This is a genomic window from Dyella flagellata (assembly GCF_030160275.1).
In the GTDB taxonomy this organism is placed as follows: domain Bacteria; phylum Pseudomonadota; class Gammaproteobacteria; order Xanthomonadales; family Rhodanobacteraceae; genus Dyella_B; species Dyella_B flagellata.
This window is the reverse complement of sequence record NZ_BSOA01000002.1, coordinates 141,657-158,078: the sequence shown is the minus strand read 5'-3', so window position 1 is coordinate 158,078 and position 16,422 is coordinate 141,657. Positions and strand designations below refer to the sequence as shown.

15 protein-coding genes are annotated in these 16,422 nt (G+C 62.3%); 8 read left to right on the top strand and 7 right to left on the bottom strand.

All coding sequences use genetic code 11. From position 1 onward, the window contains the following. Nucleotides 1–72: 72 nt before the first annotated feature. Both QQJ96_RS01005 and QQJ96_RS01000 read right to left on the bottom strand, forming a co-directional pair. Nucleotides 73–1,236 (bottom strand): SO2930 family diheme c-type cytochrome, encoded by a 1,164-nt coding sequence (locus tag QQJ96_RS01005; protein WP_284330033.1) that lies wholly within the window; start codon nt 1,234–1,236, stop codon nt 73–75. Between the two features lie 10 nt (nt 1,237–1,246). Then, nucleotides 1,247–2,482: a parallel beta-helix domain-containing protein gene (locus QQJ96_RS01000; protein WP_284330032.1), complete on the bottom strand. Its 1,236-nt coding sequence runs from the start codon at nt 2,480–2,482 to the stop codon at nt 1,247–1,249. A gap of 602 nt (nt 2,483–3,084) precedes the next feature. On the opposite strand from QQJ96_RS01000, the gene QQJ96_RS00995 reads away from it, so the two are divergent. Genes QQJ96_RS00995 through QQJ96_RS00985 form a run of 3 tightly spaced genes read left to right on the top strand, consistent with a single transcriptional unit; the run spans nt 3,085 to nt 5,157 of the window. Next, nucleotides 3,085–3,936: an alpha/beta hydrolase gene (locus tag QQJ96_RS00995; protein WP_284330031.1), complete on the top strand. Its 852-nt coding sequence runs from the start codon at nt 3,085–3,087 to the stop codon at nt 3,934–3,936. A 46-nt stretch (nt 3,937–3,982) separates the two neighbouring features. Further along, nucleotides 3,983–4,720, top strand: a complete 738-nt coding sequence (locus tag QQJ96_RS00990) for a DUF5671 domain-containing protein (protein WP_284330030.1) — start codon at nt 3,983–3,985, stop codon at nt 4,718–4,720. Then, nucleotides 4,717–5,157, top strand: a complete 441-nt coding sequence (locus QQJ96_RS00985) for a hypothetical protein (RefSeq protein WP_284330029.1) — start codon at nt 4,717–4,719, stop codon at nt 5,155–5,157. The genes QQJ96_RS00990 and QQJ96_RS00985 overlap by 4 nt, the downstream gene beginning before the upstream one ends. A 118-nt stretch (nt 5,158–5,275) precedes the next feature. On the opposite strand, the gene QQJ96_RS00980 is transcribed toward QQJ96_RS00985, so the two are convergent. Next, on the bottom strand, nt 5,276–5,785 hold the full coding sequence (locus QQJ96_RS00980; protein ID WP_284330028.1) for a MarR family winged helix-turn-helix transcriptional regulator: 510 nt from the start codon (nt 5,783–5,785) through the stop codon (nt 5,276–5,278). Here QQJ96_RS00980 and QQJ96_RS00975 point away from each other — a divergent pair. Beyond that, nucleotides 5,784–6,158: a cupin domain-containing protein gene (locus QQJ96_RS00975; RefSeq protein ID WP_284330027.1), complete on the top strand. Its 375-nt coding sequence runs from the start codon at nt 5,784–5,786 to the stop codon at nt 6,156–6,158. The two genes, QQJ96_RS00980 and QQJ96_RS00975, sit on opposite strands and share 2 nt — an antisense overlap. Nucleotides 6,159–6,217: 59 nt before the next feature. On the opposite strand, the gene QQJ96_RS00970 is transcribed toward QQJ96_RS00975, so the two are convergent. Then, on the bottom strand, nt 6,218–6,964 hold the full coding sequence (locus QQJ96_RS00970; protein ID WP_284330026.1) for a glucose 1-dehydrogenase: 747 nt from the start codon (nt 6,962–6,964) through the stop codon (nt 6,218–6,220). An 88-nt stretch (nt 6,965–7,052) separates the two neighbouring features. Here QQJ96_RS00970 and QQJ96_RS00965 point away from each other — a divergent pair, with 88 nt between their 5' ends. Next, nucleotides 7,053–7,445 carry an ArsR/SmtB family transcription factor gene (locus QQJ96_RS00965; RefSeq protein WP_284330025.1) on the top strand — a complete coding sequence of 131 codons (393 nt, stop codon included), beginning with the start codon at nt 7,053–7,055 and terminating at the stop codon, nt 7,443–7,445. Nucleotides 7,446–7,538: 93 nt separating this feature from the next. On the opposite strand, the gene QQJ96_RS00960 is transcribed toward QQJ96_RS00965, so the two are convergent. From QQJ96_RS00960 to putA, 3 genes are all read right to left on the bottom strand, one after another. Next, on the bottom strand, nt 7,539–8,618 hold the full coding sequence (locus QQJ96_RS00960; protein WP_284330023.1) for an AraC family transcriptional regulator: 1,080 nt from the start codon (nt 8,616–8,618) through the stop codon (nt 7,539–7,541). 110 nt (nt 8,619–8,728) lie between these two features. Continuing rightward, nucleotides 8,729–9,526 carry a TlpA family protein disulfide reductase gene (locus QQJ96_RS00955; protein ID WP_284330022.1) on the bottom strand — a complete coding sequence of 266 codons (798 nt, stop codon included), beginning with the start codon at nt 9,524–9,526 and terminating at the stop codon, nt 8,729–8,731. 132 nt (nt 9,527–9,658) lie between these two features. Next, nucleotides 9,659–12,814 (bottom strand): bifunctional proline dehydrogenase/L-glutamate gamma-semialdehyde dehydrogenase PutA, encoded by a 3,156-nt coding sequence (putA, locus tag QQJ96_RS00950; protein WP_284330021.1) that lies wholly within the window; start codon nt 12,812–12,814, stop codon nt 9,659–9,661. Nucleotides 12,815–13,267: 453 nt separating this feature from the next. On the opposite strand from putA, the gene QQJ96_RS00945 reads away from it, so the two are divergent. The 3 genes from QQJ96_RS00945 to ctaD all read left to right on the top strand — a co-directional run bounded on the left by QQJ96_RS00945 (nt 13,268) and on the right by ctaD (nt 16,420). Further along, nucleotides 13,268–13,747, top strand: a complete 480-nt coding sequence (locus QQJ96_RS00945) for a DUF2244 domain-containing protein (protein ID WP_284330020.1) — start codon at nt 13,268–13,270, stop codon at nt 13,745–13,747. A 19-nt stretch (nt 13,748–13,766) separates the two neighbouring features. After that, entirely contained in the window at nt 13,767–14,729 is a 963-nt protein-coding gene (coxB, locus tag QQJ96_RS00940) for a cytochrome c oxidase subunit II (protein ID WP_284330019.1), read from the top strand. A gap of 62 nt (nt 14,730–14,791) precedes the next feature. Beyond that, nucleotides 14,792–16,420: a cytochrome c oxidase subunit I gene (gene ctaD / locus QQJ96_RS00935; protein ID WP_284330018.1), complete on the top strand. Its 1,629-nt coding sequence runs from the start codon at nt 14,792–14,794 to the stop codon at nt 16,418–16,420. The last annotated feature ends 2 nt before the right edge of the window (nt 16,421–16,422 follow it).

Genomic DNA, 16,422 nt, shown 5'->3' with positions numbered 1-16,422 from the left:
CCCCTATGAACCCAAGGCCTGCCGGCCGATGCGGGCCGGGATTCGCGCCCCGGCCCGCGCTGCATGCCACTGCTAATGCAACACCAGGCATTCCCCCGGCTGTGACGCAATCCATGCCTTGATCAGCGCCAGCCCTTCCTTGTGCACGGTGCTGCGCCCGATCTCCGGCATCATCGTGCCCGGTTCGGCCGAGCCAAGCCGGTAGGGCAGGATCGAGTCGTCGGGATGGCCGGGCACGATGTCGAACAAGTGATCGCCGGTACCTTGCCCCGCCGCCGTCGGTGGCTTGCAGATGCCGATGTGGCGGTCTTCGGGCGTGGCGATATCCAGCGTCAGTCCGGTGGTATTGGCTGCGCCTTTCGGGTTGTGGCAATGGCCGCAATTGATGTCGAGATAGGCGCGCGTGCGCGCATCGAGCGAAGCGTGCGTGTCCGTCCAGTTGGTGTTGCGTGGCGCATCGGCCGGAGTCGGCGCACCGGTGAGATACCCCACGCGTATCAGGTGCGCGAGTTCGTTTTCGTCGCCATCGGCATAGCGATAGTCGCGATTGAGGTGGCGCGCCTTCGGCCCGATCGGTTGCAGCGCGCGTGTGGTCCAGTCGTGCGCATGGCAACTCACGCACTGGCTCTGGTCCGGCACCACGTAGTTGAAATTCTCGCGTTCGCCGTTGTCGCTTACCAAGGTCAGCGCCTGCACGTCGCCGGTGCGGGCGAGCCTTGCCTCGGTCTGCTCGGCATTCCAGACATAGGGAATGGCCACCCAGCCGTCCTTGCGTCGTACCAGCAGGCGTGTTTCCACCAGATGCACGTTGGCGAGTTCAAGGCCCTGCCCGGGTGCCGCGAAATCGAGGCTGGTGTCGTAGGTGCGCGCAACGTCCGTGGCGTTGCGCGCTTCATTTTTTGGCAGCGGGTAGAAGAAGGTCTTGCTGATGATGGTTCCCACCGGGAAATCAAAAGTGTCGGTGGCGCTGTATCGGGCCGATACGCCCTTGGGCATCCAGATCGTGCGCAGCTTGTGCGCGTAGTCGGTAAACAGTGGCGTGTTCAGTTCGTACGGCACCACGCCTTCGTTCAACTGCAAGACGCCATCGCGGGCTTCCACTATGTGCCAGTCGCTGAGTTTTTGCGGATAGCCCTCGCTCTGGAAGGCAACCGGTTGCATGCCGTGGTGGCAAGCAGCAAGGCACAACAGCGCAAACCACAGCAATAGTCCGCGCATCCACGTTTTCGTCGGCATGGGCAACTCTTCAGACTTTCGGTTCCGGGTTCAGCGCCACCGGCGGCAGCTTGGGTAAGCTGCATTGGAACGGCTTGGCATCGGTGCTTGGGTTCTTGTAATCATGCGGACCATCGGCATTGAGCACGCCGTTGGCGCCCTGGATGCAAATGCGATCGTCCGGCGGCGGCAGCCCGTCTGCGGCGATCTTCGGATCGGCATAGCCGTCCCACACCACGTCGGGGAAGTTGCCGCCCAGGCCGTAGACCGCGGCCTTCAGGGTCTTGAGCTTCAGGCCATCCGGCGAATCGCCGCCACCCTTGAAGCGGTTGCCATAGACGTAGATGCCTTTGGGGTAGGGGTTGTAATCGGCGGCGACACCGCGCGTGTTGTAGTAGTTGGTGGAGAAGTAGCTGGAGATGATCACGTTGGCCGTCTGGTTATCGGCGATGTCGTTGTCGAAGATCTCCACCTTGTCGTTGGAATTGACCACCACGCCGGAGCCTGCCGGCACGCTGGCCACTGCCGCGCCTTTCTTGGCGAAGTTGCCGGTGTTATTGGCGAACACCTTGTTGTGGAACACCCGTGTGGCATGCCCTTCCTGCGACAGGTTCGGCATGTTGAACACCAGGATGCCGCCGGTGTTTTTGGTCGCGGTGTTGTCGTACACGTCGGCGTTGACCGAGTTCTCGATCTCGATACCGGCCACGTTCTGTTCGGCGCGATTGCGGCGTACCACGATGTTGTTCGACTGACCCACGTAGATCCCCGCATCCGAGGCGCCGATCACCACCGAATCTTCCACCAGCACGTTCTGCGTCTTCACCGGGTACAGGCCGTAAGCACCGTTCGTGCTCTTGGGGCCATCGGTCCATTCGATGCGCACGCCGTGGATGGTGATGTTCCTGCCCTGGTTGATCTTCAGCGCATCGCCCATGGTGTCCTCGATGGCGAGGTTCTCGATGGTGAAGTCATCGGCATTCACCAACAGGCCTTCGGGGCCGACGATCTGGCCTTTGAACGAGAGCACGGTTTTGTCCATGCCCGCGCCGCGCACGGTCACGCCGTTGGTGCGCAAGCTCAAGCCGCGCTTGAGCGTGTAGTGACCGGCCGGGATGTCGATCACGCTGCCGGGCTTGGCGTCGAGCAATTGCTGCTCCAGCTTGCTCTCGAACGAGGCGTCGGCCTGGTTCTGGGTGGTGTTCTGCGGTTGGCTGCAGGCCGATAGCAGCAGTGAAAGGGCGAACAAGCCGCAAGCGTTGCGCATATGAAAGTCTCTCCCCACGCGCCATACCGGCGCGTACCTACGCACTGTCTCCCAAGGCGTGCGGGCAGGGGAGGGCAAAAGGGACGGCTATGGGGGGCAAATAGGCCAGAGTGCGGATGGATGCTGGCCATCGCCTCGCCGGCAGCTCGCTTGCGCCGGTCCTGCCACTAGAGAGACTTGAGATAAATTCAATTCTGGCTTGTGAAGATATCGCTTTTGCGCGGAATGCTTGGGGCGTAACTTGAACTCACATCAACTTTATTGGAGATTATGATGCGCGCCGCCTGGTTGGATCAGTTGTTGCGCAGTCGCCGTACGGGAGGCCATGGAGCGGCCCGGCCAGCAGTTCTTGCGTCCAAAGGAAGGCGCAGGGGAGTAAAAGATCGAGCCGTTCGCGCAGTGGAGGTCATCCCTTCCACGCCCTCGGCCCCAGCCAGCAAGGGGCGCATTTGCCTGGGCATTGGGGATGGCAGCTTGCGTAGGCAGTAAGACAAAGCGGCAGCCCGGCCAATCTTGTCGGGTATCGCGCGCCCAAGGTTTGGTAGCCTGTTCTCGTGACGTCCGCGCCGCACGCCCATTCAGCGGCAAAAAAAGGGAACGGCATGCGACGACTGTCGGCGATGGCCTTGATGCTATTCATATCGTTTTGCGGCTACGCGCAGACGGTAAAATTGTGGCCGGGCGTTGCGCCAGGCTCGGAGAGCTGGAAGCAGAAGGAACAGGTCGAGAAGAATACGCCCATCGGTAGCGTGGTGATCGATGTCGTAACGCCGACGCTTACGGCGTATCTCCCGCAGCATGCCAAAGCTACCGGCACCGGCATCATCATCGCCCCGGGCGGTGCGTTCGTGGCGCTGGCCATCGATATCGAAGGCAATGACGTGGCGCGATGGCTGCAAAGCAAAGGCATCGCAGCCTTCGTACTCAAGTATCGCACCGTGGAAAAGCGGCAGGAGGGCATTCCGCCTGACTTGAACATGGACGAAGCCGGCAAGTACGGCATCGCCGACGGCATTGAGGCCATCAAGCTCGTTCGCCAGCACGCCGCACAATGGGGAGTTGCGCCCGACCGCATCGGCTTCATGGGGTTTTCGGCCGGCGGCATGGTGGCTTCTGCCGCCTTGCTGCAAAGCGAGCCTGCCGCGCGCCCCAACTTCGTTGCGCTCGTTTACGGTGCCCCGTTCGGCGTGATGCCACCTATCCCGTCAAAACTTCCGCCGATCTTCATGGCGTGGGCGCAGGACGATCCGGTGGCTCTAGATGATGTCACCCGCTTTTATGCGGCCTTGAATGCCGCCGGCGATAAACCCGAAGCCCATATTTTCAGCGCGGGCGGCCATGGCTTTGGCATGCGCAAGCAGGGCACCAGCAGCGATCATTGGATCGACGATTTCTATGCCTGGCTGCAGGCGCAGGGCTATACCAAAAGCGCGGTGAGTCCTGCTTCACATTAACGCGCGTTACCTCGCCCCGGGATCCGGCAAATGCCATGGATCTGCCTTGCTCCAGCCCTTCGTTCATGTCAGCTTGCTGATCGGCAGCAGTGAGCTGAGTGGGCGCTATGCCCCTTCAATTCGGAGTGACAGGGAGAAGGAATGTATGGCCAGTGCTATGCAGGATCTGGATCAATTCGTACGGGAAGCTCTTTCGCGAGGATGTTCCCGCGCAAGTATCGACAAGGCATTGACTGACGCGGGCTGGGCCCCCGAACAGACGCAGGCGGCATTGACTGGCTATGCTGACGTTGCGTTCCCGGTGCCGGTACCAAGACCGCGCCCATATCTGTCGGCGCGAGAAGCCTTTCTGTACCTGGTGCTGTTCACCACGCTGTACCTGAGCGCCTATCATTTGGGTGAGCTGCTGTTCGAACTGATCAACCGCAGCTTTCCCGGCATCGTGTCGTCCTATGAGAACGGCAACCCTAAAAATATTCGCTGGTCGATCGCAACCATTGTCATTGCCTTTCCCGTATTCCTGCTGGTTTCCGCAAAAATCGGGCGCGAGCTGAAGCAGCAGGCGATAAAGCGCCAGTCGGCGGTGCGGCGATGGCTTACCTATTTGACGCTGTTCGTTGCGGCCATCGTGCTGATCGTGGATTTGATCACCCTGGTGGATAGTCTGCTCAGTGGTGAAATCACTATGCGTTTCGTATTGAAGGTGATGGTGGCCGCAGCGATTGCGGGCACGATTTTCGGCTACTACTTGCGGGATCTGCGCCGCGACGAGGCTTCGCCGTGAACGCTGGGCGTGTGTTGCTGATTGTTGCTTCGATCGCCATGGCCGGTGCGGTATGGGGTGGCTTGTGCGTATTGGGCAGTCCCATGCATCAGCGTGCGCTGCGTCTGGACGACCAGCGCTTATCCAGCCTGGGTTTTTTGTCCTCCAACGTGCATGGCTATTGGGAACGGCATCATGTATTGCCGGACGATATAAGCGCGATGGATGTTGCGGCTCGCTGGAAGCAGGACCCGGTTACCGGCAAACCCTATGTCTACGAGAAGTTGGATAACGGCAGTTACCACCTTTGCGCTATGTTTGCCTTGGCGTATGACGGAGAGGGAACGGGCGAGAACCGCTTACCCCGGTATGTACCGATGGGCACGGGATGGCAGCATCCGGCAGGAGCCCACTGCTTTCGTTTCCAGGCGGCGAGCCTGGACATGCCAAACGGCTAAACAAGTGTATGCCGCGCCGATTGATCCGGCGCCGCGCTTCAACCCTTCATCATCAGCGCGCTCGAATGGCGGTCTGATAGAGACCTTGCCGTGGTGGTGCTCTCGCCAGTGATCGCGTTTAAAGCGGGCGAGGTTTCAGGTCGGTCTGGGCAGCATAGTGATAGGCGATATCTTCCATCGCCAGCCGTGCGGATGCAGCGTGTTTTTCACCTATTCGCGCGGCCAACTCATGCTCGAACTTGGCGTGGAAGCGCCGCGCAGCTGCCATCGCGCTGGTGGCGCGAGGGGTCAGCAGCAGCAACTTGCTACGCGCATCTTGCGCGTCGTCGCGTCTTATCAAGTAACCCTTTTCCACCATGTCGTTCACGATCTTCAAGGCGCCCTGTGGCGTGATCTGCAGGGCGTTGGCCAGCTGGCGGAGGTTTTGCGGTCTCTTGTCGAGTAACCGGAAGACATAGCCAAAGGAAGGCCCCAGATCGTCGAACCCCTGTTTGGCCAGATGCTCGTGCAGCCCTCCCTTGAAGGCGCCGAAGGCAAGATTGAGCAACACGCCAAAATCCGTTGACATTGATTCACCTAGGTTGATAATCCGAGGTGAATTATATTCGAGAGCAACGGAGAGTGTCATGCCGCTAGTCGACAGCACGCAAACCCCTATCTTCACGCTGCATGGCGCCAGCTTCACAGGCATGGCGTCACCCAGCCGCGGCGCCACGGAAAATGCGGTCTGGCTGGTGACCTTGCCGCCGGGTCTTCCGGCGGTCCGCCATCAGCTGACGCGTGAAGAAACCCTCGTCGCCCTGGATGGACGCGCCTTGGCCTCGATAGGTGACGAAACGTTCGAAGTTACGCCAGGTAGCGCACTGATCGTGCCGGCAGATACCGATTTCGAAATCCATAACCCTGGGCCGCAAGCCTTCCGTGCCGTGGCGATTCTGCCAGTCGGTGGCCAGGCCGTGATTGGCGATGGTGCACCGTTCACACCGCCGTGGGCGGTGTGAACGTTATTTCTATCGTAGAGGCGTCTTGCAGCTCTGTGCCCCTACCCATGCCAGGCGGATCAGCGCGCGCCACCACCGGCGTATAAGCGCTCGCCCGTCAGCCAATACGAATCGTCGGAAGCCAGGAATACGGCGATCGAGGCAATGTCGTTCGGCTGGCCGATGCGGCCCAGCGGCGTGGTCGACAGGGCGTATTGCTCGAAATCGCCGCCGATGGCGCCGATGGCATGCGTGCCTTCCGTCTCCACCATGCCCGGATTGAGCGCATTCACGCGGATCTTGCGCGGGCCCAGTTCTTTCGACAGCACGCCGGTGATTGCATCTACCGCGCCCTTGGTGGCGGTGTACACGACGGTATTCGCAGGCACGATGCGCGAAACCAGCGAACCGATGTTGATGATGCTGGCGCCTTCGCCCAGATGCTTCACGGCTGCCTGGGTGGTAAGCAGCAGGCCACGCACGTTCACGTTGAACTGCCGGTCGTACTGTTCCTCGGTGATGGCTTCGATCGGCGCGAATTCGTAGACGCCGGAGTTGTTCACGAGGATGTCGAGGCGGCCGTAGTGGGTGATGGCGGCATCGACAAGCGCCTGCGCGTCAGCGGCTTTGGACACGTCACCCTGCACCGCCACAGCCTTGCCGCCGGCCTTCACGATTTCGTCGACCGCGGCGTCCGCGCCCGCCTTGCTGGAGGCGTAATTCACCACAACCGAGGCGCCTTGCGCGCCTAATGCCTTGGCGATGGATGCGCCGATGCCCTTGGATGCGCCCGTAACGATGGCGACTTTGCCTTGCAGCTTGCTCATGGTGGTGTCCTGATCAGTGGAAAGGGGTTCGTAAATCCTGTAGTTCGTAACTTATGAACTATAGAACTAGAAATCAAGTGCCGATAAAATGCGCAGCATGCGGCCGCTGGTTCACCCATCCATCGAAGACATCACCGTCGAGGGCATCCTGCATGCCCTGTCCGATCCCGTGCGCGCCGCTATCTACGCCGAACTGGCCATTTCCAGCGGCGCCACTTGCTCCAACTTCCTGAAGATCAGCGACCGCGACATCCCCAAGTCCACGCTTTCGCAACATTTCCGCGCATTGCGCGAAGCGGGCCTGATCCGCAGCGAGCGCCACGGCGTGGAGATGCGCAACTGCACGCGTTGCGAAGAAATCAATCAGCGCTTTCCTGGCTTGGTGATGACCATCATGAAGGCACACCAGATCCAGGCAGCCGAGCGTCTGCCAGCCACGAAGCGCAAGCCGGCGGCTAAAAAGAAAACTGGCGGTGCGTAGGCTGGGATGACAATCCCAGCTTTCTACGCGGCATCCCCATGCTGGGATTGCCATCCCAGCCTACGCGCTTTTCGGATCAGCCAAGGCTGAAATTCAAGGCAGGCTTCGCCGCGCCAGCTGCGGCGGCATCCCCGTCCAGCGCTTGAACGCCCGCCGAAATTCGCGCGGGTCGCTGAAACCTAGTTCGATCCCGATTTCCGCCACGCTCAATTGACCAGCGTGCAGCAATTCGAGCGCGCGCTCGGCGCGCACGCGATCATGGATTTCGCGAAAGATGCGCCCGCTCTCGGCGAGCCTGCGCCGCAGCGAGCGCTCGCTGAGGTGCAGGCTGCGGGCCACTTCGATCAAGCGCGGATGTTCGCGCAGGCGGTTGCGCAGCAGGCGTTCGACCGAGACCACGATTTCGTCGGAAGGACTGTGGCCGCGCAGCTGCTGGTGGCATAGCGCCAGGGCCTGGCGTGCCGTGAGCGGGTTGTAGCCGGGCAGCGCATGGGCGAGCCAGCCGACGTCCACCACGATGCGATTGTGTTGCGCGCCGAAACGGATGTCGCATTGGAACGTAACCATGTATTCGGCGGCATGGGCGGGCGGCGGATACGTGAATTCCATGCGTACCGGCGTGATCCCGGGGCCGACCAGGTCGCGCGCGAGCGCCAGGCAGCTGGAGAACAGTTCCTCGCACAGGAACGGCAGCAGCTCGATCTCACCGAAGCGCGGCCAGGCCTGGACGGCCACCGTCTGGGCATCCACGGCGGCGAAATCCACATCGAGCAGGCTGCCGCAGATCTTGTGGTTTTCGATGCCTACGCTCATCGCCTCGCCGAAATTGCGCGAGGTCATCATTGCCAGGCCCAGCAAGCCAAAGCTGCCGACGGTTTCATTGCGTCCAATCAGCAGGCCCAGTGCCGGCACGCGCAGGCTGCGCAAGGCGCGGGTAATCACCGTACGGGCCTGCCGATACGAGACTCGCGCACTAGGTTCGTTCATCTGCTGCCGGGTGAGTCCCAGGCCGGTGAACCAGGGCTCGTTAGGAATGCCGCGCTGGCTGGCGAATTCGGCCAGATGCACCAGCACGTTAGGCGGGATGTCGGCAGCTTGGGCGCGCGGATCGGGCTCGATCGCTGCCGATGCCGTGCGCCGCGTTTCGGGTAATTCGAATGCCGCCTCTGACATGCTGGACCTTCCCCGGTGCCAAACTCGATGGCGCAGGAGACTGTTCTAGCACGGGCGACGGTGGGGTGGTTGGCGCGCCGCACAAGTCCGGCGCCAACGGCACTGCGGTATTACCGCTGCACGGGTTTTCCGGCTTGCAGCGGTGCCTCGGCCGCGTGTTTCCACTGCTCGACCCAGCTACCGAGGTCGGCCAGGCGCTTGGCCGGATCATCCTGCATCGACGTGCCGACCGCGGAGCCGACGACGTTTCCGACCGGGTCGAGCAGCATCAGGGTTGGATAAATGCCGATGCCCAGCGTGTCGGTCAGCCCCTGCCCTTGATACAGCACGTTCCAATCCAGGCCGCGTTGCTTCACGAACTGGCGGGCGCTCTCGGCATCTTCATACGTGATGGCCACAAAATTCATATCGCTGTGTTCGCCTGCGTACGCATTGAGCGTGGGTACCTCGGAGATGCAGGGGGCGCATTCGGCGAAAAAGAAGCTCACCAGGGTGTAGCGGCCGCGGAAGTCGCCCAATCGTTGCGTGGCGCCACGCAGGGATGGCAGCTCGAAAGGAGGAAAGGCGTCGCCGCGGCCGAACGCGAAGCGCCCTGGCTCGCCCGCGCGGGCGCCGGCTGGGCGCAAACGCAACACTGCCACTTCAGCCTCGCTGTCGCGAGTGATGCTGTAGTGGCGGCGGCCCTGGAGCATTTGCTGCGCAAAAGCTGCGTAGTCGAGCGGCTTGCCGTTGGCGTCGAGGTAGTGGACCTGGGCTGTGGCGCCTAGATGCAGGGTGGCGATGAAGTGTTGTTCGTCTTGCGCTGGGCTTGCCGCGAACGCTGTGCTTGCCAGCCATGACAGGAGCGCGACCAACATCAGTATTTGTCGCACGATGAGCAACTGTTGACGGTCGTAACGAGTAAGCATCTCTGGTCCACCTCAGGGTCGTCGTTCCCGCGAAAGCGGGAATCCATTTTTAAAGATGCATCAGAGCAAGATGGATTCCCGCTTTCGCGGGAACGACGGCCATGAAGTTACGTAGCGAGCTTCGAGAGTGCACTACTCGCCGATCGTGAGCAGCGAAGCATTGCCGCCCGCCGCCGTGGTGTTGATGGTGAGCGTACGCTCGGTAGCGAACTTCACCAGATAGTGCGGGCCGCCCGCCTTCGGGCCGGTGCCCGAAAGCGATTCGCCGCCGAACGGCTGTACACCCACCACCGCGCCGATCTGGTTGCGGTTGACGTAGCAGTTGCCGACGCGCGCGTGGCTGCGGATGTATTCCACGGTGTCGTCGATGCGGCTGTGTACGCCGAGGGTGAGGCCGTAGCCGGTACGGTTGATCTGGTCGACCACTTGCTCCAGCTCGCTGCCCTTCCAGCGGATCACGTGCAGCACGGGGCCGAAGATTTCGCGCTTGAGCACGTCGAGCGAGGAAATCTCGTAGGCACGCGGTGCGAAGAACGTGCCGTGCGCGGTATTGGCCGGATCAAGCTTGGCCTCGGCGATCTTTTTCGCTTCCTTGTCCATGCGGGCGGCATGGTCGACCAGGATCTTCAAAGCATCGTCGTCGATCACCGGGCCCACGTCGGTGGAAAGCTGGCCAGGATCGCCCACTTTCAGCTCGGCCATGGCGCCGGCGAGCATGCTGATGACCTTGTCGGCAATGTCTTCCTGCACGAACAGCACGCGCGCGGCGGAGCAGCGCTGGCCGGCCGACTGGAAGGCCGAGGCGATCACGTCCTTCACGATCTGCTCGGGCAGGGCGGAGGAGTCGGCGATCATCGCATTCTGGCCGCCGGTTTCGGCGACGAGCGCGGCAATCGGCGCGTTGCGCGCGGCGAGCGTGCGGTTGATCGCCCAGGCGGTTTCGGTCGAGCCGGTGAAGGCCACGCCGGCTACGCGCGGGTCTTTGGTAAGCGCGGCGCCCACCACGGCGCCGTCACCCGGCAAATACTGCAGCACTTCGGCCGGTACGCCGGCTTCGTGCAGCAACTTCACCGCGGCATGGCCGATCAGTGTGGTCTGTTCGGCCGGCTTGGCGATCACGCTGTTGCCAGCGGCCAGCGCCGCAGACACCTGGCCAAGGAAGATCGCCAGCGGGAAGTTCCACGGGCTGATGCATACGAACACGCCACGCCCGTTGAGGAACAGCTGGTTGTTTTCACCGGTCGGCCCGGGCAGTTGCTCCGGATGGCCGAACAGGCGCCGCGCCATGGTGGCGTAATAGCGCAGGAAGTCGGCTGCCTCGCGAATTTCGGCGATCGAATCGGGCAGACTCTTGCCCGCTTCGCGCACGCATAGCGCGATGAATTCGCCACGGCGCGCTTCAAGCAGTTCAGCCGCGTGCTCCAGGATCGCGGCACGGCTGGCGGCGGGCAGGCGATCCCAGGCCGGCTGCGCGGCGACGGCATTGGCCAGCGCCTTGTCGACCAGCGGCGCGTCGGCGCTCACGTAGCTGCCCACCGCCTGGCGGCGATCGACCGGGTTGGTGACCTGCACGGTGGGGCCTTTGCTTTCGCCGCCAGGCACCAGCGGACCGGCGGACCAGGTACCGGATTTCGCGTTGACTGCCTCGGCGAGGGCCTTCAGTTCGTTGTCGTTGGAAAAGTTGACGCCCATGGAATTCTTCCGAAGTTCACCGAAGAGATTGACCGGCACGGGGATGCGCGGATGCGGAATGGAGGCGAAGCGGCGCACCGTTTCGCATGGATCGGCGACGAGGTCGCGCACCGGCAGGGTTTCGTCCACCACGCGGTTGACGAAGCTGGTATTGGCACCGTTCTCAAGCAGGCGGCGCACCAGGTAGGGCAGCAGGTCTTCGTGCGTGCCCACCGGCGCGTACACGCGGCAGGGCACATTGAGGTTCTGCTTGCCGATCACTTCGGCGTACAGGTCCGTGCCCATGCCATGCAGGCGCTGGAACTCGAACGGACGTCCGCGCGAAATGTGGTGTACGGCGGCAATGCTGTGCGCATTGTGTGTGGCGAACTGCGGATAGATCAGTTCGGCGCCCGCATCGAACAGCTTGTGTGCGCAGGCCAGGTACGACACGTCGGTGTTGGGCTTGCGCGTGTACAGCGGATAGCCGGACAGGCCCAGTTCCTGTGCGCGCTTGATCTCCGCGTCCCAGTACGCGCCCTTCACCAGGCGCACGTACCAGCGGCGGCCGGTGGCGCGCGCGGTTTCGATCAGCCAGTCGATCACGAACGGCGTGCGCTTGGAATACGCCTGCACCACGATGCCCAAGCCGTTCCAGCCCTGCAGCGAGGGATGCGCGAAGACGTCGCCGATGATGTCCAGCGACAACTCCAGGCGATCGGCTTCCTCCGCGTCCACGGACAGCGCGATGCCTTGCTTCATCGCCAGCTGCGACAGTTCCAGCAGTTTGGTGGTGAGGTCACGCCGGGCACGCTCGCGATTGGCCACTTCGTAGCGCGGATGCAGGGCGGACAGCTTCACCGAAATCGACGGCGCATCCGTGTGATTGGCGAACGGGCCGCGCGCGCCGATGCGCGCGATGGCGTTGCGGTAATCCTGCTGGTAGCGCTCGGCCGTTTCCGCAGTAAGGGCCGATTCGCCCAGCATGTCGTAGGAATAGCGATAAGCGGTGTATTCGCCCTTGCCGCAGCGATCCAGTGCTTCGTCGATGCTGCGGCCCATCACGAACTGATGGCCCATGATGCGCATCGCCTGGCGCACGGCCAGGCGGATGGCCGGCTCGCCCGCGCGCCCGACCAGACGGCGCAGCGCGCCGGTGAAATCGTGGCGGGTTTCCTCGGCCAGGTTTACCAGCTTGCCGGTGAGCATCAGGCCCCAGGTGGAGGCGTTGACGAACAGCGACTCGCTCTGGCCCAGGTGCTTCTTCCAGTTCGCGTCGCCGAGCTTGTCACGGATCAGCTTGTCGGCGGTGGCTTTGTCTGGAATGCGCAGCAGGGCTTCGGCCACACACATCAGCAGCACGCCTTCCTCGCTGGAAAGGTCGTACTGACGCATGAAGGATTCCACCGCGCTCTGGTCCTTGGCGCGGACGCGCACGCGGCTGACCAGGTCGGCCGCGAGGTCGATCACTTTTTCGCGCTCGACTGGCGGCAGGGTGGCCTGGGCAAGCAGGTCGTTCACGGCTTCCGTTTCATCGCGCAGCCAGGCGGCAGTGATACGCGCGCGGGCCGGCTCGACGCTGGTCGGCAGTTCGGGGGTAAGAATGGCTTGGGTCACGATGGCGTGGGCTTCGAAAGGATACGAAAGCGGGGTGAACCCGCGATTGTAGGCGGGGCAGAGCGCAAACGCATCCGTATCGAACGGGGGCCGCGGGCGGGCAAGGTTTTGACCGATTCAAGGCGCTGCGTCTGGCACAACCGCGCCAGGCGGATCTCGGTGGCGGGTAGGCTGGGATGCCAATCCCAGCATCGGCACGCCGCATGAAAAGCTGGGATTGGCATCCCAGCCTACGCGAGGACATCCAGCGCACGCTTCTGCCACCACGGCATGGCAACGTGCCGCCATTTGCTGCCGAGACAAATTGTCGCGGCTCGCCCAAGTTGGCGACAAGGTAGCGCAAATCACGCGTGCGCAAAGAATTTTTGCGGCCAGCGCTGCGCTGCGCCTGTCCTTGCCCGACTTCACGACGCGGCCTATGATCGGAAACGTTCCAGGCACGCTAAGACTTCCATGATCGTGCTTCGACCAGCCCTTGGCGGCGTGCCGTACGTGCTGTGGCTTCGGCCCAACCGCGTACTCAGTCGGCGTGGTCTGCGTCATCTGATCCTGGTGCTGGCTGCGCTGGCGTTGATAACGGCAGGTCTGGGAGCGTGGCAGGGCGACGTCTTCGCTCCGCTGTTCGCCCTGATCGAGGCTTCCGCGGTGGCCATCGCCTTGAGCGTGGCATGGCGGGCCGGCGACCGCAGCGAACGCATCACCCTCGACACAGAGTCGGTGGAGGTGCAAACCCTGCCTGGACGCCGCTGCACGCGTTTCCAGCCTTATTGGGTGCGCGTGCTGCTGGAGTCAGGGGAGGGGCGTTACCGATTGTTGTTGTCGTCGCATGGACGCAAGCTGGAAGTAGGGGCTTTCCTCACCGACGAGGAACGCACCGAGCTGTTCCGGAAACTCAGGGCGTTGCTGGCCGATCTCAAGGCTGAGCGCAGGTAGGTTCAACAAAGGTGCAAACATGACAGCTGGCGGCATCGGGAAGCATGGCATCAGGGTTGGGAAGCACTTCAAGCATGCAATCGGGGCGTTGGGCCTAGCCTCAAGTCTCATCGGCAGCGCCGTCCTGGCCAATCCGCAGCCTGGCCAGTTGAATCTCACGCCTGGCGTGACGACCTATTCGGAAGTTCCCTACGAGCTGAACAACTACTCGCTGATCGTGTGCGTGGTGATCGGCATCCTGGTGTTCGGCGCGATGTTCATCGCCATGTTCCGCTTCCGCAAATCGCGCGGCGCAGTGCCGGAGAAGTGGTCGCACAACACCACCCTGGAAATCGTGTGGACCGCGATTCCGGTGGTCATCCTCGTTTGCCTCGCCTGGCTGGCGACCGATGGCCTCAAAAAATTCTCTGACACCACCGGCTCGCAGATGACGGTGAAAGTCACCGGCTACCAATGGAAGTGGCGCTACGACTACGTCGACTACCTCGGCAAGCCGATCAGCCACGTCGACTTCATGTCCCGGCTGGACGATCGCAGCAACGCCACCCGCCAGCTCGATTCCGGGCTCGATCCCTATGCCGTGAAAGTCGGTGACGAGAACACCTACCTGCTGGATGTCGATCATCCGCTGGTGGTGCCGATCAACACCAAGATCCGTTTCGTGATCACCGCCGACGACGTGATCCATTCCTGGTTCGTGCCTGCGCTGGGCTGGAAGATGGATGCGATTCCGGGCGTGGTGAATGCGGCCTGGACCAACATCAAGGTGCCCGGTGTATACCGCGGCCAGTGCGCAGAGCTGTGCGGCCAGGACCATGGCTTCATGCCGATCGTGGTGAAGGCTGTATCGCAGCAAGACTTCGCCAAGTGGCTGGCGGACCAGCAGAAGCCTGCCACGCCCGCGCCGGCTCCGGCGTCTACGGCGGCGGTGCCCGCCCAGGCGACAGCGCAGCTTGCACCGAAGCAAAATTCCCAGGGTTGATCTCTCGGCGGCCCACCGCAGTTCACGACCGAAGCACTCATTGAGGTAGAGGTTCTAAGGCTATGGCCCACGCAGCCACCCATGATCAGCACCACCATGATGGTCACGACGAGCATCACGAGCACCTGAACTTCTTTCAGCGCTGGGTGATGTCCACCAACCACAAGGACATCGGCACGCTGTACCTGGTCTTTTCGCTGCTGATGTTCTTCATCGGTGGCAGCTTCGCGATGGTGATCCGCGCCGAGCTGTTCAAGCCGGGCCTACAGCTGGTGCAGCCGTACTTCTTCAACGAAATGACCACCATGCATGCGCTGGTGATGATTTTCGGCGCGGTGATGCCGGCCTTCGTCGGCCTGGGCAATTGGATGATCCCGTTGATGGTCGGTGCGCCGGACATGGCGTTGCCGCGCATGAACAATCTTTCGTTCTGGATCCTGCCGTTCGCCTTCGCGCTGCTGCTTTCCACGCTGTTCCTGCCCGGTGGCGGCCCCGCCGGCGGCTGGACCATGTATCCGCCACTGTCGCTGCAGAGCGCTTCCACGGCCTACGTGGTGTTCGCAATCCACTTGATGGGTATCAGCTCCATCATGGGTGCGATCAACATCATCGCCACCATCCTCAACATGCGCGCGCCGGGCATGGATCTGCTGAAGATGCCGGTGTTCGTGTGGAGCTGGTTGATTACCGCCTTCCTGCTGATCGCGGTGATGCCGGTGCTGGCCGGCGCGGTGACCATGCTGCTCACCGACAAATACTTCAACACGCATTTCTTCGATGCCGCCGGCGGCGGTGACCCGGTGCTGTTCCAGCACGTGTTCTGGTTCTTCGGTCACCCCGAGGTCTACATCATGATCCTGCCGGCGTTCGGGATCATTTCGGAGATCATCCCCACCTTCGCGCGCAAGCCGATCTTCGGCTACAAGGCGATGGTGTTCGCGATCGCCTCGATCGCCTTCCTGTCGTTCATCGTGTGGGCGCACCACATGTTCGCAGTAGGCCTGCCGCTGGGCGCGGAAATCTTCTTCATGTACGCGACCATGCTGATCGCGGTGCCGACCGGCGTGAAAGTGTTCAACTGGGTCGCCACCATGTGGGGCGGCTCGATGACCTTCGAGACGCCGATGCTGTTCGCGGTGGCGTTCGTGATCCTGTTCACCATCGGTGGCTTCTCCGGCCTGATGCTGGCGCTGGTGCCGGCGGACTTCCAGTATCACGACACCTACTTCGTGGTGGCGCACTTCCACTACGTGCTGGTGACCGGTGCGATCTTCGCCATCATCGCGGCCACTTATTACTGGATCCCGAAGTGGACCGGTCATATGTACAGCGAGTTCTGGGGCAAGCTGCACTTCTGGAACTCGGTGGTGTGGGTGAACGTGCTGTTCTTCCCGCAGCACTTCCTCGGCCTTGCCGGCATGCCACGCCGTATCCCGGACTACAACGTGGCTTTTGCCAACTTCAACATGATCAGCTCGATCGGCGGCTTCCTGTTCGGCGCCTCGCAGCTGATCTTCCTGGGCGTGCTCATCCATTGCGTGTGGTTCTCCAAGAAGAAGGCCACCGACCGCGTATGGGAAGGCGCCAAGGGCCTGGAATGGACGGTGCCGTCGCCGGCACCGCATCACACCTTCTCCATCGCGCCGGTCGTCCATGACGAGGAACTGGCGCATGGACACGTCGAGGACTGATC

Bases quoted from the DNA above. Each gene is read 5' to 3' on its own strand.
- QQJ96_RS00980 (WP_284330028.1), bottom strand. From the start codon at position 5,785: ATGACACTCTCCGTTGCTCTCGAATATAATTCACCTCGGATTATCAAC.
- QQJ96_RS00965 (WP_284330025.1), top strand. From the start codon at position 7,053: ATGCGCAGCATGCGGCCGCTGGTTCACCCATCCATCGAAGACATCACC.
- ctaD (WP_284330018.1), top strand. From the start codon at position 14,792: ATGGCCCACGCAGCCACCCATGATCAGCACCACCATGATGGTCACGAC.
- QQJ96_RS00975 (WP_284330027.1), top strand. From the start codon at position 5,784: ATGCCGCTAGTCGACAGCACGCAAACCCCTATCTTCACGCTGCATGGC.
- QQJ96_RS00995 (WP_284330031.1), top strand. From the start codon at position 3,085: ATGCGACGACTGTCGGCGATGGCCTTGATGCTATTCATATCGTTTTGC.
- QQJ96_RS00960 (WP_284330023.1), bottom strand. From the start codon at position 8,618: ATGTCAGAGGCGGCATTCGAATTACCCGAAACGCGGCGCACGGCATCG.
- QQJ96_RS00970 (WP_284330026.1), bottom strand. From the start codon at position 6,964: ATGAGCAAGCTGCAAGGCAAAGTCGCCATCGTTACGGGCGCATCCAAG.
- coxB (WP_284330019.1), top strand. From the start codon at position 13,767: ATGACAGCTGGCGGCATCGGGAAGCATGGCATCAGGGTTGGGAAGCAC.
- QQJ96_RS00945 (WP_284330020.1), top strand. From the start codon at position 13,268: ATGATCGTGCTTCGACCAGCCCTTGGCGGCGTGCCGTACGTGCTGTGG.
- QQJ96_RS01005 (WP_284330033.1), bottom strand. From the start codon at position 1,236: ATGCCGACGAAAACGTGGATGCGCGGACTATTGCTGTGGTTTGCGCTG.
- QQJ96_RS00955 (WP_284330022.1), bottom strand. From the start codon at position 9,526: ATGCTTACTCGTTACGACCGTCAACAGTTGCTCATCGTGCGACAAATA.
- QQJ96_RS01000 (WP_284330032.1), bottom strand. From the start codon at position 2,482: ATGCGCAACGCTTGCGGCTTGTTCGCCCTTTCACTGCTGCTATCGGCC.